Raw genomic sequence first — 24,827 nt, forward strand, 5'->3', positions numbered from 1 at the left:
CGGGGGAGGGCGTCCGGAGCGGCAACCGCTTGGCCCAAAGCTGTCCGAGCTGGGCCTCAATCGAAAATGGGCTCAGCCTGGGCCAGCGTGCCGCCAAGGCGCAGCGGCAGCACTTTGGTCGCCAGGCCGGTGCGTGGATCGGTCTGAATGGCCACGCCGCACAGCGTCGCCTCGCCTTCGGACGGTGAGAACCGGCCATTGGGAATACCTGTCAGAAACCGGTTCAGCGGCTCATCGGTATCGGTGCCGATAATGGAGTCGAAATCCCCGCACATGCCCGCATCGGCCATCAGCGCCGTACCGCCGCGCAGCACGCGATGATCGGCCGTGGGGATATGGGTGTGGGTGCCGACAACAAGGCTGACCTTGCCATCGAGGAAGTGGCCCATGGCCTGAATTTCCGAGGTGGCTTCGGTATGGAAATCCACGACAATCGCGTCGGCCTGCTCGCCCAGCGGACAAGCGGCAACAGCGGCTTCCACGGCGCGGAACGGATCATCGATGGGGGGCATGAACACACGGCCCTGCGCATTGATCACCAGCACGCGATGGCCATTGCGGCCCTCGACGAACATGGCTCCACGTCCCGGCGTGCCAGGTGGCATGTTGATTGGACGGATCAGGGTGTTTTCGCGCTCAATGAACGAAATGGTCTCGCGCTGATCGAAGGCATGGTCGCCAAGCGTCACGATATCGGCGCCGGCATTGCGGATCGCATTGAAGTGCGGTTCGGTCAGGCCCTTGCCATGGCTGGCATTTTCGCCATTGACCACAACGAAATCAAAGCCATAGCGCTCGATGATGCCCGGCAGGCGATCATTGACCGCATCCCGGCCGGAACGGCCCATCACATCGCCCAGAAACAGCAGCTTCATGCGCTTGCGCCAAAATGGCGAATGCCGTTTTCAGTGATGACAGCATCAAGCGGTACGTCGTGGGCCTCGCGCGGGATCTCGTCGAGCTCCTGTGCCGCAAAGGCCAGCCCGATCAGCCTGGGCTTCTTGCTCAGATTTGCCAGCGTGCGGTCATAATACCCACCGCCATAACCCAAGCGCGTACCGTTCTTGTCAAAGCCGAGCAGCGGCATGATGACCAGATCCGGCTCGGCGCGTGGCGCCTGTTCGGAGGGCGCGAGCGTGCCAAACCCGGCTTCATAAAGCGCTTCGCCCTGCTCCCAGACCCGAAGGTCGAGCGGTTCTTCAGCGCCCAGCACGACGGGCAAGATGACGGTGTGGTTGTTGTCCATCAGGCGGACAAGAATCGGCTGGCAGTCCAGCTCGTCGCGAATGCGCCAATAGGCGGCAACGACGTCACTGGCGGCGGGGGCGACATCCTTGAAGAAGGCAGCGGCCACGGCAGCGGCAGCATCAACACGATCGGCCTGCGGAATGGCGGCACGGATCGCATGGGCCTGACTTCTCAGCGCCGCCTTGGCTTCTTCGATCTTCTCGTCAACCATACAGCGCCACAATCCGCCTCAGAAATTAGGTGCCACCCTGGCCGTGGGATATGCGATCCCGGGAACCTACTTTACGCAGGTGGGCGCCGTATGTCTGAGCCCAGGAGCCCAGTCAGGGACAGCTCCCTTAGGATCGATAAGGCCCCGGGGATATGGTATCCAACACGCACCGGGCAGCAGAACCGATATAGGCGCTTTGCCGGCCAGTGCAAAGGGGAAGCGCGACCCGAACACACCAATTTCACCTAAATCTGCACTGCCCCACGCTTCGGCATGCGCAACTATCTTGCCCTTGTCATCGCGGCTCACCAATATCTTGCCACTTAAGCAGGATCGCCCATGTTCGCGCACATTCTGATTGTCATTATTGCCGCCATCGCCATTTCCGCCTTCGCCGAACGCAAGAACATCCAGCCGGCCATTCTGGTCGCCATGGTCGGGCTCGCGGCATCCTTCATTCCGGGCCTGCCCCGACTGGAGCTGGAGCCCGAAATTATCCTGGGCATAGTGTTGCCCCCGATGCTGTTTTCGGCGGCGAGCGACTTCTCCTTCACCAGCTTCGCCAAGCGCCTGAGCTCCATCGTCAACCTGGGCGTCTTCATGGTGTTTGCTGCAACCGCCGCGGTTGGCGTGGTGGCGGCTGCCATCGTGCCCGAACTGACCCTGCCCGCAGCCCTAGTGCTGGCAGCCGTGCTGGCGCCGCCCGATGCGGTTACCGCTATCACCATTGGCCGCAAGGCCGGCCTGCCCACCGGCTTGATGACCGTGCTCAAGGGCGAAAGCCTGATCAATGACGCGGCCGCGCTGACCATCTTTGCGGCTGCCGTGGCAGGCGTTGCTGGCACCCACGCCTTTATCGACAACCTGCCGCTCTATTTCCTCTATTCGTCCGTGGTCGGCATTTTGCTCGGCTTGATCATCGGCAATTTCGCCCAGTTCGCCCGCCGCAAGCTGGGCAATCCGTCCCTGTCGACGGTGATTTCGGTGATCGTGCCCTTCGCTGCCTATCTGCTGGCCGAGGAACTGCATGCCTCGGGCGTTCTGGCCGTGGTCACTGCCGGTTTCGCCATCGGCCATCACGCAGTGGAATCCAGCTATCAGGAGCGGATGCAGGAGCGCGAATTCTGGCGCACCGCCGATACCCTGCTCGAAACTTTTGTGTTCGCCTATATCGGCCTGCAACTGCGTTTCGTCATCAATGACGCAGGAGAAGCCGGCATCGGCCTTGTCGCGCTGCTGCTGGCGGCTACCGCAGTGTTTCTCGCCACGGTCGCGATCCGCTTCATCTGGGTGTTCGGCACCGCAATCTTCGGTCGTTGGCGCTATCGCGCCGGGCAAAAGCGTTGGGACGAATATACGGCCGCTGTCGCCCGCGGCGAGGACCCGTTCGCCAGCAAGCGCCGGCCGCAGCGGCAAGACACAGGCCCAAACGCGCGCCGTCGCCCGCGCCCCGAAGCACCACAACCGCCACTCAGCTGGAAGGAAAACATCGTTCTGTCCTGGACCGGCATGCGCGGCGTGGTGACCCTTGCCGCCGCAGCCGGCGTGCCCGCCGTCACGGTGAGCGGACTGCCCTTCCCCGGCCGCGAGGCGATCCTTGCCATCGCCTTCCTCGTCACCATCGCCACTTTGGTGATCCAGGGGCTCACCCTGCCCTGGCTGATCAAACACCTCGACCTCAGCGATCCGCGCGCCGACAAATACATCGCCGATCAGGAGGCCCTTGCTCATAAGCTGGCGCGCGAGGCAGCCAATGCGGCGCTGCAGGAATATAGCGAAACGCACGACAGCCCCTCCTCGCGACGCATGGTCGAGATGATGGCCCGGCGCAACAAGCTGACGACACAGGTCGAGCAACCCGAGCGTGTGATCGATCAGGACGAGGCGTTTGAGCTGGGCAACATCATGCTGGCGGCGCGCCGCAAGCGACTGATCACCGCGCGCGACGAGCGTGTGCTGGACGAGACGGTGCTGCGCGACGTGTTGGAGCAGATGGATCTGGAACAGGCGTTTCTGGACAGCCGGGGCAAACCCGCCTGACCCCTGAACTAGCTGTGCGGCAGCGGGGCGGCCTCGTCGAGAACATTGGCGATGCCGTCCAGCGCCACCGCGGCCTCGACCAGCTTGCCGGCGAAACGCTCTTCGAGCGCCTCGATTTCGGCAGCCACTTCCTGCCCGGCGCGCTGCAGGATCAGAACTTCTTTTTCGAGCGCCTTGATCTTGCGCTCGGCCTCGGCAAGCTCATCGACCACAGCAATGCCCGCCATCACGGTCAGCCGGTTGTCGCCAATCTCGCCGACGGCGCCCTTAAGGCTTTCTACCTGCTTGTTAAACCGATCAGCCAGGCCGATCAGATGCTTCTGCTGGCCCTCTTCGCAGGCCATGCGATATTTGCGGCCATTGATCTCGACATTGACTTCAGGCACCGCGCTACTCCGTCTTTGCCAGCACTTCGCGGACCGTTTCCATGGCCTCGACCAAACGGCGCGACACATCATGGGCGCTGTCATCAAGGCGCTTGGCCCGCGCTGCGGTTTTGTCGAGTTCCGTCGCCAGCCGCGCGCGCTCATGCACGAGGCGCTGCGTATCGACCTCGATGCGATTATGCTGCCGCATCCGCGTCGCCAGATTTTTTACCGACTGATCCAGCCGCGCCATGGCGCGATCAAACCGCGCATTGGCGGCGCCGATCCCATCTTCAAGTTCCGTCTCACTCATTACCGTTACGGTCCTTTACGCGCGACGTTCACGCTCTACAGGGTGCCTCACACCCAGCCGCAATGCAACCAAGGAAGCCTACCCTGTCATTGACAGGCAATCCCAACCTGTTATGCCTCGAACCCGCCTTTGGGAGGAGGCTTACGGCCTCTCTTCTCCCCAGATTTCACGCCCAATGAAAGCGCAAGCCCGATGACAAATACAGCCCAGCAGAATGATTTGGCCAATGCGATCCGCTCCCTGTCCATGGACGCGGTGGAAAAAGCCAATTCTGGTCACCCAGGCCTGCCCATGGGCTGCGCAGACATTGCGACCGTGCTGTTCACAAAAGTGATGAAGTTCGATCCCGCAGACAGCAAGTGGGCTGACCGCGATCGCTTCGTCCTGTCGGCCGGCCATGGCTCGATGCTGCTCTACTCCTCGCTCTATCTGCTGGGCTACGAGGACATGACCATCGAGCAGGTCAAGAATTTCCGTCAGCTCGGCTCCAAGACGGCTGGCCACCCAGAGTACGGTTATGCGCAGGGCATCGAAACCACCACCGGCCCACTCGGCCAGGGTGTGGGCAATGCTGTCGGCATGGCAATCGCGGAAGCCAAGCTGGCTGCCGAGTTCGGTTCCGACATCGTCGACCACCACACCTGGTGCCTGGCTGGTGACGGGTGCCTCATGGAAGGCATCTCCCAGGAAGCCATCGCGCTTGCCGGACACCTCAAGCTGCACAAGCTGACCCTGATCTGGGATAACAACAACATCACCATCGATGGCGCTGTGTCCAATTCCGACAGCACCGACCAGATCGCGCGTTTCAAGGCATCGGGCTGGAACACCATTGAGATCGATGGCCACGATCAGGCCGCCATCGAGAAGGCTCTGCTCGACTCCAAGAAGTCGGACAAGCCAACCCTGATCGCTGCCAAGACCACCATCGGCTTTGGCGCGCCCAAGAAGGCCGGCACCAACAAGGTTCACGGCTCGCCTCTCGGCGCCGAAGAACTGGCTGGCGCCAAGGCAGCCCTCGGCATCACCTACCCCGCATTCGAGGTTCCAGCCGACACGCTGGAAGCCTGGCGCGCCGCTGGCCGTCGCTCGCAGAACGTGCGTGGCGAATGGCAGTCCCGTCTGGCCGCATCGGCCAGCAAGGCCGAGTTCGAGCGCCGCACCGCAGGCGAGCTGCCAGCCGGCTTTGCCAACGCGATCAACGACTACAAGCAGAAGCTCAGCGCCGAACTGCCGAAGGTTGCAAGCCGCAAGGCCAGCCAGATGGCGCTCGAGGTCATCAACGCCATCGTTCCCGAGACCCAGGGCGGCTCGGCTGACCTCACCGGCTCAAACCTGACCAACACCAAGGAAACCCTGCCCTTCCAGGCGGACAATTATTCCGGCCGCTACATGATGTACGGCATCCGCGAGCAAGGCATGGCTGCGGCCATGAACGGCATTGCGCTGCATGGCGGCCTGATCCCCTACGGCGGCACCTTCATGTGCTTCACCGACTATGCGCGCCCTGCCATCCGCCTGTCGGCGCTGATGCACCAGCGCGTCATCTACGTGATGACCCACGACTCCATTGGCCTGGGCGAAGACGGCCCGACCCACCAGCCCGTCGAGCACATGTCCGCCCTGCGCGCCATTCCGAACCTTCTGGTGTTCCGTCCTGCAGACGCCGTGGAAACTGCCGAATGCTGGCAGCTTGCGCTCGAAAGCGACAGTGCACCGTCCATTCTCGCGCTCTCGCGCCAGAACCTGCCAACGGTCCGCACCCAGCACACCACGGAAAACCTCTCGGCCAAGGGCGCCTACACCCTTGCCGGTGAACTTGACGCAGAGGTCATCATCTTCGCGACCGGCTCGGAAGTTGCCATCGCGCTGGACGGCATGAAGCTGCTGGCCGAGAAGGGCATCAGCGCCCGCGTCGTGTCGGTTCCATCCATGGAACTCTTTGCCAAGCAGTCCGACGCTTACCGCGCCGAGGTGCTGGGCAATGCCAAGGCCCGCGTCGCTATCGAAGCCGGCACGGAAATGAGCTGGAACAAGCTGCTGGGCGACAAGGGTCGCTTCGTCGGCATGCACGGCTTTGGCGCGTCGGGCCCGATTGAAGAGCTCTATGAGCACTTCAACATCACAGCCAAGGCCGTTGTTGAAGCCGCCACCGCACAGTTGTAAGAGAGCCTCGCTCTCTTTCTCCTCCTAGACCCCTTAAGGAGCCTCATATGGCAGTCCGCGTCGCCATCAATGGTTTTGGCCGTATCGGCCGCAATGTTCTGCGCGCCATTATCGAATCTGGCCGTACCGATATCGAAGTCGTTGCGATCAACGACCTCGGCCCGGTCGAAACCAATGCCCACCTGTTCCGCTTCGACAGCGTTCACGGCCGCTTCAACGGCACCGTGACCGTTGATGGCAACACCATCGACGTTGGTCGCGGCCCGATCCAGGTGACCGCCGTGCGTGATCCGGCCGAGCTGCCACACGCCGCCATGGGCGTCGACATCGCGCTTGAATGCACCGGCATCTTTACCTCCAAGGAAAAGGCCAGCGCGCATCTCAAGGCCGGCGCAAAGAAGGTGATCATCTCGGCTCCCGGCGACGGCGCGGACAAGACCATCGTTTATGGCATCAACCACCACGATCTGACCAAGGACGACCTGGTCATCTCGAACGCTTCGTGCACCACCAACTGCCTGGCTCCGCTGGCCTATGTGCTGCACAAGGAATTCGGCATCGAAAAGGGAATGATGACCACCATCCATTCCTATACTGGTGACCAGCCAACGCTCGACACCATGCACAAGGATCTCTATCGCGGCCGCGCTGCGGCCCTGAGCCAGATCCCGACCTCGACCGGCGCTGCCAAGGCCATCGGCCTGGTGCTGCCTGATCTCAAGGGCAAGCTGGATGGTATCTCGATCCGAGTTCCAACCCCCAATGTGTCCTGCGTCGACTTCAAGTTCATCGCCAAGCGCCATGTGACCGCCGACGAGATCAACGCTGCCGTGCGCAAGTATGCCGATGGCGAGCTCAAGGGCATTCTGGGCTACACCACCCAGCCAAACGTCTCGATCGACTTCAACCACGATCCGCACTCCTCCACCATGGCTCTCGACCAGACCAAGGTGATGGACGGCAATTTCGTGTCGGTCCTGAGCTGGTACGACAACGAGTGGGGCTTCTCCAACCGCATGGCCGACACCGCCGTTGCACTGGGCAAGACGCTCTAAGCTGTCGGCACCGCAAGAATTTAAGGGCGCTCCCTCGGGGCGCCCTTTTTTTGCCAGTCTCGGCGCCATTCCCGCGAAAGCGGGAATCCCCCTCCGTCAGCAAGAGAGATTCCCGCTTTCGCGGGAATGACGCGGTGCTCTATTGTGAACTACCAAGAGCGCAAACTGCACGCGCGATAGTTATGGCGAACGACTCATGAGCCTTGATCGATCCGTCCGCTGGCATGGGCTTGATCCCGTTAGCATCGAACATTGCCATGTCATCTCGACCGCCCGCGATACGCGCATTCGCTCGACGACCATCACGCCCGAGCATGGGCTGTTCTACCGCATCAAACTCGATGACACCGAGCATGTGCGCACGGTCAAGATCGAGCGCACCGATGGCACCGTGCTGGAGCTGTTTTCCGATGGCGCCGGCAATTGGTCGGACGACCGCGCCGAGCCGCTCTCCCAGCTCAAAGGCTGCATCGACATCGACATATCGTCCAGCCCGCTGACCAATTCGCTGCCGCTCTGGCGCTGCCAATGGGTGACCGGCCAGCCGCAACGCTTTGCCATGGCCTGGATCGATACGGACTCCATGACGGTTCAGCGCGCCGAGCAGCTCTACACCCAGCTCGACGCCACCCATTTCCGCTTCCAGTCAGCTGATTTCGAGCGCGTCATCGAAGTCGACGCCGATATGTTGGTCGTGGATTATCCCGGTCTCTTCACGCGCGCCTGAGAACTCAGCCGCAGGCGGCTTCCCACTCGGCAAGCAGCCCCATGATCTCCAGCGAATCCTTGAGCCGGGGCGAGGGGCGCGCGGCTTGCGTTAGCCCCTGCGCCACGCAGCGCTCCATCAGCAAAACCTGATGGTGGAAGGCATCATGGCTGTCCTCAAGCAGGGTGATTTCGGCTGTCTCACCATAGGCCTGGAACTGCAGCCTATTGCTCGTCCCCGGCAGCCATGGATTGGTCAGGAAGCGCAAGGTGCCCTTGTCTCCAACAATGACAAAGTCATGCGCCATGCCGACCATATCGCTGGACTGCAGCGTGGCCAGAACGCCGTTGCCGAAGCGGACACTTATCGCCGCATGGCCGATATTGCCGTCCTTGGGCGAGCGCACTCCGGACCCGGTCACCACGCGGTCTGCAAAGGCTGCATCGCCAAACGCGGTCTGCATCACGAACTGCAGCAACGAGACGGGATAGCATCCGATATTGTACAGCGTGCCGCCGCCCTGCGGATTGACCACGTCCCAGATATCGGCGGCATAGAACCCGCTGATGGAGGCGATGGTGCCGACATCGGCCAGCATTTCGGGCAGGTGCCTGTACATCGGGTGGGCCAGATACATCAGCCCTTCCACAAACAGCACATCATGGTCCCGCACGGCCTCAGCCAGCGCTCCTGCCTGCGCCAGTGTTCGCGTCAGCGACTTTTCGCTGAGGATCGCCTTGCCCGCCTTGGCGGCGGCGATAACACCTTCATGATGCATGTGATTGGGCGTGCCGATGTAGACCACATCCACCGCCGGATCGGCGAGCAGCTCGTCAAGGCTGCCATAGGTGGTCGCAATGTCGTGCTGGCTGGCGAACGCCGCCAGCCGTCCCGCGTCGCGCCCGGTCACCGCCGCAATGCGCGAACCGGGGCTGCCCTTGATGGCATCGGCCATTGTGGTGGAGATAAAGCTCGTTCCGACAATACCCCAGCCCAGCATGGCCCATCCTGATGTTGGATTTGATCGGCCATGCCTAGCCTCCCCGCAGCTTGCCACGCAATGAAAAAGCAGGCGCTGGCAGCAGCGCTCCCCCCTTCCCCCGTTCGCGCCGCTCTGCTACGCCAGCGGCGAACACCGACCTCCGGAGGCCCCAGTGACCGACAGCTTCAAGACCCTCGACGAACTCGACCTGACCAACAAGCGCGTCCTGCTGCGGGCCGATCTCAACGTTCCGGTCGCCAATGGCAAGGTCACCGACGCCACCCGCATCGAGCGGCTGGTTCCCACCATCCGCGAAATCGTCAAGCACGATGGCAAAGTGATCCTGCTTAGCCATTTCGGCCGCCCCAAGGGCAAGGTCGATCCCGAGTTCTCGCTCGAGCAGGTCTGCGAAGCCGTCGCCAATGAAACCGGCCATCCGGTCGGCTTTGTCGCCACCGACTGGAACGACGTCAGCGCCGCCAAGCAGGCGATCGACGAAGCACCCGTCGGCTCCGTGCTGGTGCTGGAAAACACCCGCTTCCATCCCGGTGAAGAAACCAACGATGTTGAGCTCGCCAAGCGCATGGCCAGCCTCGGCGACGTCTATGTCAACGACGCCTTCTCGGCAGCTCACCGCGCCCATGCCTCGACGGAAGCGCTGGCGCGTCTGTTGCCTGCGGCGGCAGGTTTGGCCATGCAGGCCGAACTCGAAGCGCTGGAATCCGGCCTCGGCAAGCCCAAGAAGCCCGTGATCGCCATCGTCGGCGGCGCCAAGGTCTCCTCCAAGATCGATCTGCTGGAAAACCTCGTAACCAAGGTCGATGGCCTGGTCATCGGTGGCGGCATGGCCAATACGTTCCTGCATGCGCAGGGCCATGGCGTCGGCAAGTCGCTGGCCGAAAAGGACCTCGCGGAAACCGCGCTGCGCATCATGGACAAGGCCGTCGATAGCGGTTGTGCCATCATCCTGCCAATTGACGCGGTCGTCGCCTGGCACTTCAAGGCCGACACCCCGACCCGTCTTTATGGCGTAGACGCGATCGATCCGGATGGCATGGTGCTCGACATTGGCCCATCCTCCATCGAGCGTATCACCGGCGCCATCGACGACGCGCACACCGTCGTCTGGAACGGCCCCATGGGTGCGTTTGAAATGAACCCGTTCGACGCTGGCACGGTCGCCATAGCCAAGCACGTCGCCAAGCGCACGCATGAGGGCAAGCTGATCTCGGTCGCCGGGGGCGGCGACACCGTTGGCGCACTGGCCCATGCCGGCGTCAAGGACGCCTTCACCTATGTCTCGACCGCTGGCGGCGCCTTCCTCGAATGGATGGAAGGCAAGCCCCTCCCCGGCGTCGAAGCGCTGAAAAAGTAAGATGCAGAAGGCCGGGTCAACGATCCGGCCTTTTTCTTTGTTCCACCTATTTTCGACCACCTTTCGTCTAATAAACGCAGGTCTAATCGTCGACGCGAAAACGAAAGTCTAATCTGCACGCTAACATTCAGGCCGAGGTACACAGATGGCGAAGTCGCTCAATTCCATTGCCCAGAAGCTCATGGAAACCGGCAAAGGCATTCTTGCCGCCGATGAATCCGAAGGCACGATCGCCAAGCGCTTCGCCAAGATCAACCTGCCCAACACCCTCGACCTGCGCCGCGACTATCGCGAAATGTTGTTCCGCTCGACCACTGCCATGCAGAACTACATCTCTGGCGTCATCCTCACCGAAGAGACGCTTGAGCAGCAGGCCGCCGACGGCACCGCCTTCCGCGCCATTCTCGCCGACGCCGACGTTATCCCCGGCATCAAGGTCGACCGCGGCGCGTTCCCCATGCCCGGCGACAGCGGCGAAAAGATCACCGAGGGCCTTGATGGCCTGCGCCAGCGCCTGACGCGTTATGCAGATCTCGGTGCAGGCTTTGCCAAATGGCGCGCCGTCATCACCATCAATGACGTTGCTCCCACCCGCAACAATATCCGCGCCAATGCCCATGCGCTGGCCCGCTACGCCATTCTCTGCCAGGAAGCGGGCATCGTCCCCGTGGTTGAGCCCGAGGTCGTCGGCGACGGCGAACCCGGCAATCACTCGCTCGAACGCTGCGCCGCCGTCACCGGCGAAGTGCTGGAAAACGTCTTCAAAGAACTCCGCCTCGCGGGCGTCGAGCTTTCCGGCATGCTGCTCAAGCCAAACATGGTGCTGCCCGGCGTCAACTCGCGCGAGCGCCCAACCGTCGAGGAAGTCGCCCAGCGCACCGTCTCCGTGCTGCGCGAGCATGTTCCTGCGGCCGTTCCCGGCATTGCGTTCCTGTCAGGCGGTCAGACCGATGAGGAAGCCACGGCGCATCTGTCGGCCATGAACCAGATTGCCGGCAAACCATGGCCGCTGACCTTCTCCTATGGCCGCGCCCTGCAAAATGTAGCGCTACGCACCTGGGCTGGTCGTCGCGAGAACTTCCCAGCCGCGCAGGCCGCCTTCACCCATCGCGCCCACATGAACTCGCTGGCAGCGCTCGGCACCTGGTCGGGAGAGCTCGACAAGGCCGCCTGATCTGACAATTATCCGACGCCCAACGTCGCACTGTGGCGCGCTCTCTTCCCAGGGGCGCGCCTTTTTTGTGTGCCCACACCAGCCATTGCGCCCACCCGACGCTATCGCCTATTGGAGAGGCGTCCCTTTTGTCGCCTAAATGCCGCGACATAGAGTTTGCTGCGTCGAGTATCCGGAAGCCCAATGGCACCTCAGCTTTATCTCATTACCCCTGCTGCCGCCGACCCGGCGACCTTCCCGGCCACGCTTATGGCCGTGCTCAATGCCGCAGAAGTCTCGGCGCTGCTGGTCCATCGTGGCGCGGCCGACGAGGCCACCTATGCCAAGTTGGCAGCTGCCGTCATCAACGTTGGCCAAGGCGCAGGCTGCGCCGTGTTGCTCGAAGATGATGTGGCACTGGCCAAGCGCCTCGGTGCTGATGGCGTGCATATCACCGGCGGCGCCAAGGCGCTCAAGGATGCCATTGGCGCGCTCAAGCCCGCCCTGATCGTTGGCGCCGGCAAGGCCGAAACCCGCCACGACGCCATGGCCTTCGGCGAAATGGACGTCGACTACGTGTTTTTTGGCCCCATCGACGGCGCTGCCGATACGCAGGCTGGCGAGCTGGCTGAATGGTGGGCCGATACGTTCGAAATTCCAGCCGTCTTCAGCGACGCCACTGCAACGCCTGAAACCGCTGACGCCCGTGGCGCGGAATTCCTTGCGCTGTCCGCCTCGATCTGGTCCGCCAAGGACCCGGTCGCCGCCATGGCGGCAATAGCTGCCGCTCTCGGAGAAACCGCATGACCCTTCGTCTGCGCGCTCTGGCTGTTGTTCTGGCTCTGTTGCCGCTGCCCGTTCTGGCGCAGGAGAATCCCGCAGAGTCGATCAGCAATGAAATCTTCGGGCCGCGCGCAGCGGCCGATTATGCCTATGGCGCTTTTCAGCGCGGCTATTACCTGACGGCCCTGGAATATGCTTTGCCGCGCGCTGAAAAGGGTGACGCAGCAGCGCAAACCCTGATCGCCGAGATTTACGCCAAGGGCCTTGGCATCGCGCAGAACGAACAGCGCGCCGCCGGCTGGTACCAGCTGGCCGCCAATAATGGCGATCGCCTCGCCATGTTCGAACTGGCCACCTATTATCAGGATGGCACCGGCGTCACCAAAAACCGCGCGCGCGCCGCTGATCTGTTCAAAAAGTCAGCCGAAGCTGGCTACGTTCCGGCCAAGTACAATATGGCGCTGCTGCATGTTGAAGGCATCTATGCCCCGCCCAGCCTCGTCACCGCAGCCGAGCTGATGAAAGAGGCAGCGGACGCCGAACTGCCCGAAGCGCAATACGACTACGGCACAATGCTGATCGAAGGCGCGGGCATTGCGCCCAACGATGCCGAAGGCGCCCGCTATATCGGCCTGGCCGCCGATCAGGATCTCATCGCCGCGCAGATCGACTATGCCACCCTGCTCTATATGGGCCAGGGCATCGAAAAGAATGTGCCCGAAGCCGCGCGCTGGTATGAGCGCGCCGCCGAAGCCGGCAATGCCGTGGCACAGAACCGCTACGCCAAGCTGCTCGCTGTGGGTGAAGGCGTTTCGCTCAACCTGCAGGAATCAGCGATGTGGCGCGCCCTCGCCCGCCGTCAGGGTCTGTCCGATCCTTCGCTCGATCGCCTTTTGGTGTCGATCTCGGCAGCTGATCTTGCCGCGGCCGAAGAACGTGCTCGTTTCTGGCCATCGGTGCCGCCGCGTGCGGCAGATGCAACGCCAACCACCCCTGCAACTCCTGCGCCTGCAGCACTGCCCGCACCAACAGATGATGGCGAAGCACCCGCTGCGGCCCCTGCATCAACACCGGTCGAGACGGACGAGCCACCAGCAGCAGAGCCCACAACCAGCACCGGAAAAACAGCGCCTGTGCCAGCTCAGCGGCAAAAGCCTTGAACCGGCGGGCATTCTGAGGCAATAAGCCCGCCACGCCCAATCAAGCATATCAACCTTCGGCCGGCCGCAACGGCGCGTTCGGCCCGAGCCAATAATGTGCTCACCTGAAAGCAACACGTATGGCCAAGATCAACGGCAACGAAATCCGCCCCGGCTTCGTCATCAACCACCAGGACCGCCTCTGGGTCGCGGTCAAGGTTGATCACGTCAAGCCAGGCAAGGGCGGCGCCTATGCACAGGTTGAGCTCAAGGCCATCCTGGGCGGCACCAAGCTCAACGAGCGTTTCCGCTCCGCTGAAACCGTCGAGCAGGTCGAACTCGAATTCCGCGATTTCACCTATCTTTATGAGCAGGGCGATAGCCTCGTGTTCATGGATCAGGACAGCTACGAGCAGGTCGAACTGCCCAAGGACTTCGTCGGCGAACGCGCCGCGTTCCTGCAGGACGGCATGAAGATCACGCTTGAAATGCACGAAGAGACCCCTCTCGGCATCAAGTTCCCGGCCAACGTCGTGCTTGAAGTCACCGAGGCAGACCCGGTGCAGAAGGGCCAGAGCGTTTCCAGCCAGTTCAAGCCCGCTATTCTCTCGAACGGCCTGCGCGTGATGGTGCCGCCTTTCATTGCCGTCGGTGAACGCATTGTCGTCGACACCACTGAAGCCACCTATATGCGTCGGGCGGACTAATCCATGGCACGTTCTGCTCTTCTCAATGTCATGGTCAACGCTGCCATCAAGGCAGGCAAATCGCTGACCAAGGACTTTTCCGAAGTCGAAAACCTGCAGGTCTCCCGCAAGGGCCCTGCTGACTTCGTCTCCAAGGCCGATCTGCGCGCTGAACAGATCGTGTTCACAGAGCTGCAAAAGGCCCGCCCCACCTATGCCTTCCTGATGGAAGAAGGCGGGGAAGTTGCCGGCACCGATGGCCAGCACCGCTGGATCGTCGATCCGCTCGACGGCACCACCAATTTCCTGCACTCGATCCCGCTGTTTGCGGTAGCCATTGCGCTCGAACGCGCCAATGAGATCGTGGCTTCGGTGATCTACAACCCAATCCTGGACGAGCTCTACACCGCCGAAAAGGGCGGTGGCACCTGGCTCAACGATCGCAAGCGCCTGCGCATTGCTGGTCGTCGCTCGCTGGCCGATGCGGTGATCGCCACCGGCATCAAGACCCAGGGCACGTCCAATGACAGCCTGCAGCTGCGCCAGCTGGCCCACATCAATCCAGCTGTTGCCGGCATCCGCCGCTCGGGCTCGATCTCGATGGACATGGCCTGGCTTGCTGCTGGTCGTTACGACGCCGTCTGGGAAGCCGGACTTGCTCCATGGGACGTGGCGCCGGGTCTGCTCGCGGTGAAAGAAGCCGGTGGCTTTGTGACCGACTACGCTGGCACCATTGGCTCGGTCTGGAACGGCCAGATCGTTGCGGGCAACGAAACCCTGCAGCCAATCCTTCTCAAGCAGCTGCGTTCGGTTCAGTAGTCACCGCAGTGCCGATGAAATCTGCGCCAGCGATCCAATTCGGATCGCTGGCGTTTTCGTTTGGGCAGGGGTCAGCCCTTTGGCTGGAGCACAACAAGCTCCTCAAACCATTTCATGTCGGCAAAGCTGCAAAAGGCCGGTGCGCGCAATTCCAGAACGGGTGCGCGGGCGCGAATGTCCTCGGCGATTGCGTTGAGCGTGTCGCACCACCCCGGCAGACCCTCGTCATCCAGCCAGTCGGCCATATAGGCCATGGTGATGTGGAACTTGTAGCTGTCGTGGTCGGGATGGCGATAGCCGAACAGCTCGGCCAGCTTGTCCCGCCAAGCGGCCATTACCCGCCGATCCGTCTCGCTCACCCCGTCAACGATGAGCCCGGTCGGCAGCACTGCCGTCACTTCGACCGAAAAGCGCGGACCACCTTCAAAACCCACCAACCGCTGCTGATACAGCGCGGTCATTTCCGCAATCGCGGTGTCTTCCGCCACGTCCTCTGGCCAGTAAGGCGCTTTGCGGCGGCCCTCTAGAATGCCCTGAAACAGGGTCATGTGGTAACTTTCGATAGGCGTGAAGGCGAGCTTATGCGCTTCGGGCATGGCGAGAAGGCTCTGCTGGGCCTCGATCAGCGCCTTCTCGGTTTCCGAGCCGGCCACCAGATGGGACACAATGGTATTGCCCGGCTCGGGCAGGAACTCGCCTGCCCCATTGTAGCGCGTGCCCAGATGGTAGGGTGGCGCGGGATGCTGGGAGCGGCCATAGTGCTGGGCCAGCGTGGCGAGATCGAGTGGCATAAGGTCTATCCGGCTGCAAAACTGGGTGCCGGGTACCTCCTTCACGCGAAGTTTCAGTGACAGGCGCCCATCATTGCGCAGTGTTAACCTTTGTGATTGTCACGCTCCATCGCGCTGACTAGTCTTGCGCGCATCTGATTTGCGCCTTTGGGCAAGGTAGAAAGCATAGATGACGCAAGGCTACGACCCCTACCACTTGGCCAGCCCAACCGTTTACCTCATCAAGATCTTGATTTTTCTGGTCTTGGTGGCTCTGGTCGGCGCAATTCTGCTCACCTCGATCATCACCTTTTTCTGGGCGAACCCCTTCATCAACTCGATGATTTTCTTCGCCCTGGGCGTCGGTATTTTCCTCAGCTTCCGCCAGATTTTCCGCCTCTTTCCCGAGGTGAAATGGGTCAACTCGCTGCAGGACGGCACTGTATCGACCGTGCGTCCACCTATCCTGCTGGCGCCTGTCGCCGGCATCCTGCGTGAACGCATTGGCGAAGCTGTCATCACGCCGTCCTCGATGCGCTCAATCCTCGACTCGGTCGGCAATCGTCTCGACGAAGCCAAGGACACCTCGCGCTACCTCACTGGTCTTCTGGTGTTCCTCGGCCTGATGGGCACGTTCTACGGCCTGCTCGAAACCGTGACTTCGGTGGCGGGCGTCATCAATGCACTCGACGTCACCGCCGGCGACAGCGCCTCCCAGTTTGCCAGCCTTCGCGAAGGCCTTGCGGCCCCTCTGGCCGGCATGGGCACTGCGTTCTCGTCATCGCTGTTCGGCCTTGCCGGCTCGCTGATCCTGGGTTTCCTCGATCTGCAGACCAGCCAGGCGCAGAACGCCTTCTACACCGATCTCGAGGACTGGATGACCTCGATGACCGAACTCGACCACCCGGTCACCGCCATGCAGGCCAATGCCGGTGGCCCCGAAATGCAGGCTATGTTCGAAAAGCTCGGCGACAGCATGCAGAACCAGAACTCATCCCAGAACGCCATCCGCGCCATGGCCGAGCTGGCGCGGGGCATCGATGGCCTGGTCAAGCATATCCGCGTCGAACAGGACGACCTGCGCCGCCACATCACCGAGCAGGGCGAGACCAACAAAAAGCTGCGCGACCTGATCGAAGCCATGCTCAACGAAGCCGATAACGAGCGGCGATCCTAATGGCCGGAACCCGCTCGCGTCGGCGCGTAGAGGCCAATTACTGGCCCGGTTTTGTCGACGCCCTGTCGAGCCTTCTGCTCGTCATCATTTTCATGCTGAGCCTGTTCATGCTGACCCAGTTCTTTCTGGGTCAGGAAATTCAGGGTCGCGACACCGCACTGGCGCGCCTGAACAGCCAGATCGCCGAACTGACCGATCTGCTGCAGCTCGAACGCGCCAATTCGGACGACCTGAGCACCCAGATCGCCACGCTCACCGCGACCCTTGGCAGCGCACAGGCGGAAAACGCCAGCCTCAACTCCCAGCTCTCCGGCATCGGCGCGGGCATCGACGGCAAAGATGAGGCCATCGCGGGCCTTCAGGGTGACCTGCTGGCCGCCCAGGAGCTGTCCGACGAGGCTAATGCGCAGGTTGCACTGCTCAACCAGCAACTGGCTGCCCTACGCACCCAGATTGGCGCGCTGGAAGCCGCTCTCGAAGCCTCTGAGAGCCGGGACACGGAATCGCGCACCCAGATCGCCGATCTTGGTCGCCGCCTCAACCTGGCCCTCGCTCAGCGCGTGCAGGACCTGTCCCGCTACCGCTCGGACTTCTTTGGCCGTCTCCGGGAAATTCTCGAAGGCCGTGCCGACGTTCGCGTCGTCGGCGACCGCTTCGTGTTCCAGTCCGAAGTGCTGTTCGATCCGGGCCAGGCCAATGTCCAACCCGGCGGCCTGCCAGACCTCGACGCTCTGGCCGACGCCATTCTGCAGCTGGAAAAAGAGATCCCGCCCGACATCAACTGGGTCCTGCGCATCGACGGCCACACCGATAGCCGCCCGATCTCGAACGCGCGCTTCCCTTCCAACTGGGAGCTGTCGGCAGCGCGCGCCATTTCGGTGGCGCAGTATCTGGTCAGCAAGGGCGTCTCGCCAAACCGGCTGGTCGCCGCCGGATTTGGCGAATTCACCCCCCTTGATCCCGGCACAAGCGATGAAGCCTACCGTCGCAATCGCCGCATCGAGTTCAAGCTGACCGAGGGATAGCCCGACCACGCTCGATCCACATGGCGCCCCCAGCGATCGCGAGACCGATCAAGGGAAAGGCCGCAGCAACGATGGGCAGTGCCTCTAGGCCGGGGCCCTGCTCGATGACCACGCCGCCCACCCAGGCGCCCAGCGCATTGCCCAGATTGAACGCGGCGATGTTGAAGCTTGATGCCAGGCTTTGCCCCGCGCCCTCTGCCTTGGACAGAACCCACATCTGCAGCGGTGCGACCGTGGCAAACCCCGTCGCTCCGAGCAGGCCGACAGCGATGACGGCCATAACCGGATTGTGCAGAGCCACACCCATGCCCGCCAGCGCGATCGCCATCACGGCCAAAGTGCCCAGAACAGTCGGGGCGAGTGCTCGATCTGCCAACTTGCCGCCGACAAGGTTACCGAGCACGAGACCACCACCAAAGACCAACAGGATGGGCGAGACGGCACCAGCACCAAATCCGGCAATGTCAGTCAGCATCGGGGCGATATAGGTGAACACCACAAGGACCCCGGCATAGCCCAGCACGGTCGTCAGCAACCCCAGCAGCACAGGCGTGCGGCCCATGGCGCGCAGATCGGCGCGCCAGTCCGACGCCTCTGGTTGTTCCTTGTCCGCCGGAACCAGCAGCGCGATCACCGCCAGCGCCAGAACGCCGATTAGCGCCACCGCCCAGAATGTGGAGCGCCAGCCGAAGGCCTGGCCCAGCCACGTGCCAAGCGGCACCCCGAGCACATTTGCCACGGTCAGGCCGGTGAACATGATGGCGATGGCCGACGCCTTCTTGTCGGCAGACACAAGGCCAGTCGCCACGACCGACCCAACGCCAAAGAACGTGCCATGGGCCAGCGCCGTCAGCACACGCGCTGCCATCAGCAGTTCATAGGTCGGCGCAATGGCACAGGCGATATTGCCGAGGGTGAAAATGGCCATGAGGCCAACCAGCACCCATTTGCGCGAAATGCGCCCGGTGAGCGCGGTCAACACCGGCGCCCCGACCACAACGCCCAGTGCGTAGCCGGAGATGAGCAGACCTGCCATGGAAATGGTCACGCCAAGGTCGGCGCCAACCTCGGGCAGCAGGCCCATGATAACAAATTCGGTAACGCCGATGCCAAAGGCACCCGCGGTCAGAGCAAACAGCGCAAGCGGCATGATGAACCATCCTCGATAAGTTGGCTCCTAAATGGACCAGCGCATCGACTTGCTGTAGACATCACTCAAGCACATCATTTGTGAATTGAAATCACATGCGACACGACGTGAACCGTTCTGGTGAGATGGCCGTCTTCGTGCAGGTGGTGGAGCGCGGCGGCTTTTCCGCAGCCGGGAGGGCGCTGCGCATGACCCCGTCGGCGGTCAGCAAGCTCATCTCGCGACTGGAAGCGCGGCTCGATGTGCGGCTGCTCAATCGGTCCACACGCAAATTGCAGCTCACCGCAGAAGGCTCGGCCTTCTATGATCGCGCCACCAGCGTGCTCGCCGACCTCGACGAAGCGGAGCGCGCCGCGAGCGCTGGGGAACGCCCGGCGGGGCGCGTGCGTCTGAACACCAGCGCTTCTTTTGGGACCCATGTCCTGGGCCCAGTTCTGGCGCAGTTTTTCGAGGCCTATCCGGACATCAGCATCGACCTCGTCCACACCGACGCGGTGATCGACCTGCTGGGTGAGAGGACTGACGTGGCGATCCGCTCGGGCGCGCTCAAAAGCTCGGGACTGTTTGCCCGCAAGCTCGGCGCCACACCGATGCTGATCGTCGGTTCGCCCGCCTACCTGGCCCGCCATGGCACCCCCACCACGATCGCAGAGCTGGAACAGCACAACCGCCTCGGCTTCAGCTACTCCCGCCAGGTCGACGGCTGGCCGCTGCTTGACAGCGGAGACACAGTCTTAATGATCCCCAACGGCAATGTGCAGGCCAATAGTGGCGAGGCACTGCGCCTGCTTGCGATCAATGGAGTGGGATTGACGCGCATGGCCAGCTACACGGTCACGGCGGACATTGCGGCCGGGCGTCTTGTGCCGCTGCTGCAGCACTGCGACACGGGCTATCTTGAGGAAGTACACGCCGTCTATCTCGGCCAAGGCGGGCATCTGCCCGCCCGCGTCCGGGTATTGCTCGACTTTCTCGCCGAGCACGCGCGCGTCAGTTAAGCGTGAATGTCGTCGAGCCGGAACTGCAGGCGCGCCAGCTCGGCATATCGTCCACCCTTGGCCACCAGTTCATCATGGGTGCCCTGATCAATGATATGACCGGCATCGAGCACCAAGATCTTGTCGGCATCGCGAATGGTCGCCAGACGGTGGGCAATCACCAGCGTGGTGCGGCCGGTCATCAGATGCTCGAGCGCCTTCTGCACCAGCTGCTCGCTCTGCGCATCCAGCGCACTGGTCGCCTCATCGAGCAAGAGGATCGGCGCATTCTTCAAAATCGCCCGAGCAATCGCCAACCGCTGCTTCTGCCCGCCTGAGAGCGTAATACCGCGCTCACCAACCATGGTGCCGTAGCCAAGGGGCATCTCGACGACAAAGTCGTGCACCAGCGCCGCACGAGCCGCCGCTTCAACTTCGACGTCACTGGCATCGGGCTTGCCGAAACGGATATTGTCGGCAATCGTGCCCGCGAAGATCGTGGGCTCCTGCTCGACATAGGCAAAGCGCTGCCGCAACTCCATCAGCCGGACGTCGCGGATGTCGACACCATCGACGCGGATGGAGCCGCCCTGGACATCATAAAATCGCTGCAGCAACGACAGCATGGTGGACTTGCCCGAGCCCGAGGGGCCGACCAGCGCCACTGTCTCGCCCTTGGCCACATCAAAGCTGATGTCGCTCAGCACACGCTCGAACCCAACTTTGTCGTAGCCGAAGGCCACATGGTCGAAGCTCACGGTGCCCAAGGGCGGCGTTGGCAGCACAACTGGAACAGCGGGATCGTCGATGGTCGCCTCGGTGTCGAGAATCTCGGTCAGACGCTCGGTCGCACCGGCCACCTGCTGCAACGTGCCGAGTACATCGCTAATGTTGGTCAGCGCGCCCGAGGCCATCAATGCATAGACCATGAACTGCGCCAGCTCGCCCGCCGACACCGAACCCTCGAAGACCGCGCGCGCGCCCCACCAGACAAGGCCAACGATAGCGGCGGTGCCGAGGAAAATTGCCATACCGACGAGCACGGCTCGCGCACCAAGGCGCTGCACTTCAGCGCGATAGCTCTCACGGCTATGACGATTATAGATGTCTGACTGAACACCTTCCTGAGTGAAGGCCTTCACCGTTCGGGTGGCGCCCAGCATCTCGGTGGACATTGCAGACAAGTCTGCCAACGCATCCTGAGTCTTGCGCGACATGCCGCGCAGACGGCGCGAATAGGCAATCAGCGGAAACAGGATGCACGGTACCAGCACAACGACAGCAATCGTCATGACGGGGCTGGTCAGCATCATCATCACCAGCGCACCAATGATGGTCACCAGCGAACGCAGGGCCAGAGAAAAACTGGAGGCGACAGCAAAACGGATGACGCCGACGTCACCATTGAGTCGGCTGGTCAGCTCACCAACACGATTGGTGTCGAAATAGTGGGTATCGAGTCGCAACAGATGACCGAACACGGCCTCGCGCAGATCGGCCAGAACTTTTTCGCCAAGGCTCGCGATGAAATAGAACCGCGCACCACTGGCCAGACCCATAATGGCGGCGATCCCCAGGATCAGCCAGCCATAGCGGGTTACATTGTCCAGGTTCTGCTGCAGAAAGCCTTCGTCAATCGCGCCGCCCATGACGGCGGGAATCGCCAAAGAGGACAGAGCCGACACAAGAAGGAAGACAATCGTCAGGACCAGCCGTACGGGATAGCGCAGCATAAATGGCGCTAATTTCGCCAATGGCTGCAGCTTGCGCGGGTTGACGTTGGGAGTTTCGAGGATTTTTTCGGCTTCGTTTTCGTTCGAAGCTGCCTGATCTGTCATCGCTCGGTAACGCCACTTTGGTAGAGTCGTGGTCCGGAAAAGCCCGGGCCGTGCTGGTGCTTCGATATAGGGACTGGGGGAAAGCCCCGCAACAGCTTTGTCCGGAGCAATTTTGCCGCGCCCATGCCCTTGCAGACTGGACCGGGTTTCTGTATGAAGCCGCCAACAACAAGTTTTAGATGCTCTCCGGGCGCTACGGCGCCCGTTTGATTTGAGGCGATGCTATGAAGGCTGATATCCATCCGGACTACCACACGATCACCGTGGTAATGACCGACGGCACCAAGTACGAGACCCGTTCGACCTACGGCAAGGACGGCGATACGCTCCAGCTCGACATCGACCCAAAGACCCATCCAGCATGGACCGGCGGCACGGGCCAGCTGCTCGACCGCGGTGGTCGCGTTTCGCGCTTCAAGGAGCGCTTCAAGGGCCTCGGCATCTAAGCCAACCCTTATCAGAATTCGAAAAGCCCGGCCTTGTGCCGGGTTTTTTGTTTGTTTGGCCGCTTTTCGCGCCGCAGACCGTCACCCTCCCCACAACTCAGTAGGCGTGACGAGAGACCCTAGGATCAAGTCCTCGGGAAGCGCCTGCGTAAGGGAAAGTGGGGGGCTAGGTTTTAAGCCCGGCCGAATGCCGCCTTGAGGCGAGCAAGCTGGTCGGCAATGCCATTGGCAACGCCAGCGTCCAGCTCGGGCATCTTACCACGTTCAAGCGTATCGAACTGCATGACGCGATCGAACAGGCGGTCACCCTTGTCGATGAAACCGCGCAATGAATCAGGCAATTGCTCGTAGCCGGGCCCACCACGCTCCGACGGCGTGGCGGAAAACTTCACCTTCTCCTTTTCGGAGCGGGCGTTTTCCTTGGTGATCTCACCCTCATTGACCGCGCGCTGCAACAGCAGCCACGACGCCAGCTGCATCAGCCGTGTGGTGAGGCGCATGGATTCGGTGGCGTAAAGGAATGAGGCTTCGCGGTTGAGGATGCGGCTATCGATGCGCCCATCCCCATCAAGATAGGCGGCAACTTCTTCGATCAGGGCCATGCCTTCACGGTAGAGCAGGTCGAATCCGCCGGACGCCACGATACGTGGACCGATGGAAATCGCAGACCCCATCTCATTTCGTTCCGCCACCAAACGCCTCCCCTGTGCGATGAACATGCTAGGCGCAAAGCCTGGCGCCGTCATCCGTTGCCTGCGATCAAACTGAAAAGAGCTTTAATATCAGAGCGATAGTGACGAAAATTAGCCCGAAAACAAAAAAAGAGCGGTCGAAACCGCTCTCGAAGTCAACAGGGAGGCGTCAAACAGAGGGAGAAACCACTCTGCAAAATTCAGAAAAATCTGAATAACATGAGGTTACCGGACAATGTTTAATTGCCGGTTAACAGGAGTCGAATTCTTAACCCTGCTATTTCCTTACTCTGTGGCCTGCCAGAGTTTTAGAACTTGAACATGGCGTCCGCTGCCTTGCGCGTATTGCCCCGCGCGTCGATTGCAGCCCTTAGCCGCACAATCTCGGCTTCGAGCAGGCCGATGCGATCGCTCAACTCCTCAATCGACATGGTATCGATCGCCATGCCCACTTCATGCGCCTTGGGCTTGCTGATCTCATCGTCGTTCATGGCCAAACCTCCCGGCTAATGTGGTGATGGCTTCAGCTTAACGTGCACACCTTGCAGGGCAAGCCCACTTCCCCCAGCATGCGTCCATGACCCTGCCAGATTCCATGACCGTCATCGCCATTGCCCGCCCCGGTGGCCCCGAAACCCTTGAGCCGCAACAAGCTCCCCTGCCCGCGCTCGGCCCAAACGATGTGCTGGTGCGGATTGCTGCCGCCGGGGTGAACGGCCCCGACCTTGCCCAGCGGCGGGGGCATTATGATCCACCACCCGGCGCCTCGCCCCTGCCCGGGCTCGAAATCGCCGGGGAGATCGCGGCAGTCGGCAGCGCGGTCACACACTGGCGCATCGGTGACCGGGTGATGGCCCTGACCAATGGGGGCGGCTACGCGGAATATGCATCAGTCCCGGCAGGTCAGGTCTTGCCCGTCCCAGAGGGCTGGACGCTATCTGATGCGGCAGCCCTGCCCGAAACCTGGTTCACCGTCACCCAGACACTGGTGATGCGGGCACAATTGCAGCCGGGCATGAGCGTGTTGATCCACGGCGCGGCGGGAGGGATCGGTGGCGCAGCCATCCAGATCGCAGCCATTCTGGGCGCCCTGCCGATTGCTGTGGTGTCATCAGCCGAAAAAGCCGACTACGCCCGCCAGCTTGGCGCGGTTGCCACGATCAACTCCACCTCGGAAGACATCGTCCAGCGCGCGCTGGACCTCACCGACGGCAAAGGTGTCGACCGCGTGCTCGACATTATCGGCGGCAGCATGGCCCAAACCAATATCGCAGCCTCGGCACGCGGCGGCCATATCGCGCAGGTCTCAACCCTTGATGGTGGCAATGCCAACCTGTCGCTGCGCACCATCATGGCCAAGCAGCTGACCCTGTCTGGCTCCACCCTGCGCCCGCAGACCGCCGCCACCAAGGCCGAGATCGCCAGCCATATCCGAGCGACACTTCTGCCTGCGCTGACAGCGCCCGGTTTTCCCCGCCCACGCGTCACCAGCTTTGATATGGCGGACGCGTCGGAGGCGCATCGGCTGATGGAAGGGCGTGGTCACATTGGTAAAATCGTGCTGATCACCCCCCATGGCAGGCAGCAACTGCCCATATTGTGATTGCGAACGTCCCTAAAAATCCATATATTGTGAGCTGTTCCCCCTCAGCATGAAGCAAAGAGGCGGAGCGGTCCGGAGGAAAACCGGCCGCGCCTGCAGGAGAGATTT

At 61.9% G+C, this 24,827-nt stretch carries 25 protein-coding genes and 1 other RNA gene; 15 read left to right on the forward strand and 11 right to left on the reverse strand.

Annotated elements, in window-relative coordinates; genetic code table 11:
* Window positions 1-56: 56 nt before the first annotated feature.
* The 3 genes from WH87_RS01955 to ssrS form a co-directional block, all read right to left on the reverse strand.
* Window positions 57-875 carry a TIGR00282 family metallophosphoesterase gene (locus WH87_RS01955; RefSeq protein WP_046140057.1) on the reverse strand — a complete coding sequence of 273 codons (819 nt, stop codon included), beginning with the start codon at window positions 873-875 and terminating at the stop codon, window positions 57-59.
* On the reverse strand, window positions 872-1,459 hold the full coding sequence (locus WH87_RS01960; protein WP_046140056.1) for a 5-formyltetrahydrofolate cyclo-ligase: 588 nt from the start codon (window positions 1,457-1,459) through the stop codon (window positions 872-874). Before WH87_RS01960 ends, WH87_RS01955 begins: the two co-directional genes overlap by 4 nt.
* Window positions 1,460-1,484: 25 nt before the next feature.
* Window positions 1,485-1,642: non-coding RNA, 6S RNA (gene ssrS, locus WH87_RS19235), on the reverse strand.
* A 156-nt stretch (window positions 1,643-1,798) separates the two neighbouring features.
* Here ssrS and WH87_RS01965 point away from each other — a divergent pair.
* Window positions 1,799-3,499: a cation:proton antiporter gene (locus tag WH87_RS01965; protein WP_046140055.1), complete on the forward strand. Its 1,701-nt coding sequence runs from the start codon at window positions 1,799-1,801 to the stop codon at window positions 3,497-3,499.
* Between the two features lie 8 nt (window positions 3,500-3,507).
* Here WH87_RS01965 and WH87_RS01970 read toward each other — a convergent pair whose 3' ends face one another.
* Window positions 3,508-3,885 carry a cell division protein ZapA gene (locus WH87_RS01970; protein WP_046140054.1) on the reverse strand — a complete coding sequence of 126 codons (378 nt, stop codon included), beginning with the start codon at window positions 3,883-3,885 and terminating at the stop codon, window positions 3,508-3,510.
* 4 nt (window positions 3,886-3,889) lie between these two features.
* The gene (locus WH87_RS01975) at window positions 3,890-4,177 is read right to left on the reverse strand and encodes a DUF4164 family protein (RefSeq protein ID WP_046140053.1); all 288 of its coding nucleotides are present in this window, start codon (window positions 4,175-4,177) and stop codon (window positions 3,890-3,892) included.
* 192 nt (window positions 4,178-4,369) lie between these two features.
* On the opposite strand from WH87_RS01975, the gene tkt reads away from it, so the two are divergent.
* From tkt to WH87_RS01990, 3 genes are all read left to right on the forward strand, one after another.
* Window positions 4,370-6,343, forward strand: coding sequence for a transketolase (tkt, locus tag WH87_RS01980; protein WP_046140052.1), 1,974 nt, complete (start codon window positions 4,370-4,372; stop codon window positions 6,341-6,343).
* A gap of 47 nt (window positions 6,344-6,390) precedes the next feature.
* Window positions 6,391-7,398, forward strand: a complete 1,008-nt coding sequence (gap, locus tag WH87_RS01985; RefSeq protein ID WP_046140051.1) for a type I glyceraldehyde-3-phosphate dehydrogenase — start codon at window positions 6,391-6,393, stop codon at window positions 7,396-7,398.
* A gap of 196 nt (window positions 7,399-7,594) precedes the next feature.
* Complete coding sequence (locus tag WH87_RS01990; protein WP_052726555.1) at window positions 7,595-8,125, forward strand: putative glycolipid-binding domain-containing protein; 531 nt, start codon at window positions 7,595-7,597, stop codon at window positions 8,123-8,125.
* Window positions 8,126-8,129: 4 nt separating this feature from the next.
* On the opposite strand, the gene WH87_RS01995 is transcribed toward WH87_RS01990, so the two are convergent.
* Complete coding sequence (locus tag WH87_RS01995) at window positions 8,130-9,104, reverse strand: Gfo/Idh/MocA family protein (protein WP_052726554.1); 975 nt, start codon at window positions 9,102-9,104, stop codon at window positions 8,130-8,132.
* Between the two features lie 154 nt (window positions 9,105-9,258).
* Between WH87_RS01995 and WH87_RS02000 the strand changes: the two genes are divergently transcribed.
* The 6 genes from WH87_RS02000 (at window position 9,259) to WH87_RS02025 (ending at window position 15,041) form a co-directional block, all read left to right on the forward strand.
* The gene (locus tag WH87_RS02000) at window positions 9,259-10,461 is read left to right on the forward strand and encodes a phosphoglycerate kinase (RefSeq protein WP_046140050.1); all 1,203 of its coding nucleotides are present in this window, start codon (window positions 9,259-9,261) and stop codon (window positions 10,459-10,461) included.
* A gap of 145 nt (window positions 10,462-10,606) precedes the next feature.
* Entirely contained in the window at window positions 10,607-11,635 is a 1,029-nt protein-coding gene (locus WH87_RS02005) for a class I fructose-bisphosphate aldolase (protein ID WP_046140049.1), read from the forward strand.
* 183 nt (window positions 11,636-11,818) lie between these two features.
* Window positions 11,819-12,421, forward strand: a complete 603-nt coding sequence (locus WH87_RS02010) for a thiamine phosphate synthase (RefSeq protein WP_046140048.1) — start codon at window positions 11,819-11,821, stop codon at window positions 12,419-12,421.
* Window positions 12,418-13,557, forward strand: coding sequence for a tetratricopeptide repeat protein (locus WH87_RS02015; RefSeq protein WP_052726553.1), 1,140 nt, complete (start codon window positions 12,418-12,420; stop codon window positions 13,555-13,557). The genes WH87_RS02010 and WH87_RS02015 overlap by 4 nt, the downstream gene beginning before the upstream one ends.
* Before the next feature lie 119 nt (window positions 13,558-13,676).
* Window positions 13,677-14,243, forward strand: coding sequence for an elongation factor P (gene efp, locus WH87_RS02020; RefSeq protein WP_046140047.1), 567 nt, complete (start codon window positions 13,677-13,679; stop codon window positions 14,241-14,243).
* Between the two features lie 3 nt (window positions 14,244-14,246).
* The gene (locus WH87_RS02025) at window positions 14,247-15,041 is read left to right on the forward strand and encodes an inositol monophosphatase family protein (protein WP_046140046.1); all 795 of its coding nucleotides are present in this window, start codon (window positions 14,247-14,249) and stop codon (window positions 15,039-15,041) included.
* A 71-nt stretch (window positions 15,042-15,112) separates the two neighbouring features.
* Here the strand turns inward: WH87_RS02025 and WH87_RS02030 are convergent, their stop codons facing one another.
* The gene (locus WH87_RS02030; protein WP_046140045.1) at window positions 15,113-15,832 is read right to left on the reverse strand and encodes a DUF1868 domain-containing protein; all 720 of its coding nucleotides are present in this window, start codon (window positions 15,830-15,832) and stop codon (window positions 15,113-15,115) included.
* 169 nt (window positions 15,833-16,001) lie between these two features.
* On the opposite strand from WH87_RS02030, the gene WH87_RS02035 reads away from it, so the two are divergent.
* Together WH87_RS02035 and WH87_RS02040 are read left to right on the forward strand one after the other, a co-directional pair.
* Window positions 16,002-16,988: a hypothetical protein gene (locus WH87_RS02035; protein WP_046140044.1), complete on the forward strand. Its 987-nt coding sequence runs from the start codon at window positions 16,002-16,004 to the stop codon at window positions 16,986-16,988.
* Window positions 16,988-18,013, forward strand: a complete 1,026-nt coding sequence (locus tag WH87_RS02040) for a peptidoglycan -binding protein (protein ID WP_046140043.1) — start codon at window positions 16,988-16,990, stop codon at window positions 18,011-18,013. The genes WH87_RS02035 and WH87_RS02040 overlap by 1 nt, the downstream gene beginning before the upstream one ends.
* Here the strand turns inward: WH87_RS02040 and WH87_RS02045 are convergent.
* The gene (locus tag WH87_RS02045) at window positions 17,994-19,163 is read right to left on the reverse strand and encodes an MFS transporter (RefSeq protein WP_046140042.1); all 1,170 of its coding nucleotides are present in this window, start codon (window positions 19,161-19,163) and stop codon (window positions 17,994-17,996) included. The two genes, WH87_RS02040 and WH87_RS02045, sit on opposite strands and share 20 nt — an antisense overlap.
* A 95-nt stretch (window positions 19,164-19,258) precedes the next feature.
* Here WH87_RS02045 and WH87_RS02050 point away from each other — a divergent pair, with 95 nt between their 5' ends.
* Window positions 19,259-20,161 (forward strand): LysR family transcriptional regulator, encoded by a 903-nt coding sequence (locus tag WH87_RS02050; RefSeq protein WP_197410702.1) that lies wholly within the window; start codon window positions 19,259-19,261, stop codon window positions 20,159-20,161.
* Here the strand turns inward: WH87_RS02050 and WH87_RS02055 are convergent.
* The gene (locus tag WH87_RS02055) at window positions 20,158-21,978 is read right to left on the reverse strand and encodes an ABC transporter transmembrane domain-containing protein (RefSeq protein WP_046140040.1); all 1,821 of its coding nucleotides are present in this window, start codon (window positions 21,976-21,978) and stop codon (window positions 20,158-20,160) included. The two genes, WH87_RS02050 and WH87_RS02055, sit on opposite strands and share 4 nt — an antisense overlap.
* A 224-nt stretch (window positions 21,979-22,202) precedes the next feature.
* Here WH87_RS02055 and rpmE point away from each other — a divergent pair, with 224 nt between their 5' ends.
* Complete coding sequence (gene rpmE, locus WH87_RS02060) at window positions 22,203-22,424, forward strand: 50S ribosomal protein L31 (protein ID WP_046140039.1); 222 nt, start codon at window positions 22,203-22,205, stop codon at window positions 22,422-22,424.
* Between the two features lie 173 nt (window positions 22,425-22,597).
* On the opposite strand, the gene rcdA is transcribed toward rpmE, so the two are convergent.
* The gene (gene rcdA / locus WH87_RS02065; protein ID WP_245622285.1) at window positions 22,598-23,116 is read right to left on the reverse strand and encodes a protease adaptor protein RcdA; all 519 of its coding nucleotides are present in this window, start codon (window positions 23,114-23,116) and stop codon (window positions 22,598-22,600) included.
* A gap of 308 nt (window positions 23,117-23,424) precedes the next feature.
* Window positions 23,425-23,607 carry a DUF1192 domain-containing protein gene (locus WH87_RS02070; protein ID WP_046140037.1) on the reverse strand — a complete coding sequence of 61 codons (183 nt, stop codon included), beginning with the start codon at window positions 23,605-23,607 and terminating at the stop codon, window positions 23,425-23,427.
* An 86-nt stretch (window positions 23,608-23,693) separates the two neighbouring features.
* On the opposite strand from WH87_RS02070, the gene WH87_RS02075 reads away from it, so the two are divergent.
* Complete coding sequence (locus tag WH87_RS02075) at window positions 23,694-24,719, forward strand: NAD(P)H-quinone oxidoreductase (RefSeq protein WP_046140036.1); 1,026 nt, start codon at window positions 23,694-23,696, stop codon at window positions 24,717-24,719.
* Window positions 24,720-24,827: the final 108 nt, after the last annotated feature.

Source organism: Devosia epidermidihirudinis, assembly GCF_000971295.1.
GTDB classification, from domain to species: Bacteria; Pseudomonadota; Alphaproteobacteria; order Rhizobiales; family Devosiaceae; genus Devosia; species Devosia epidermidihirudinis.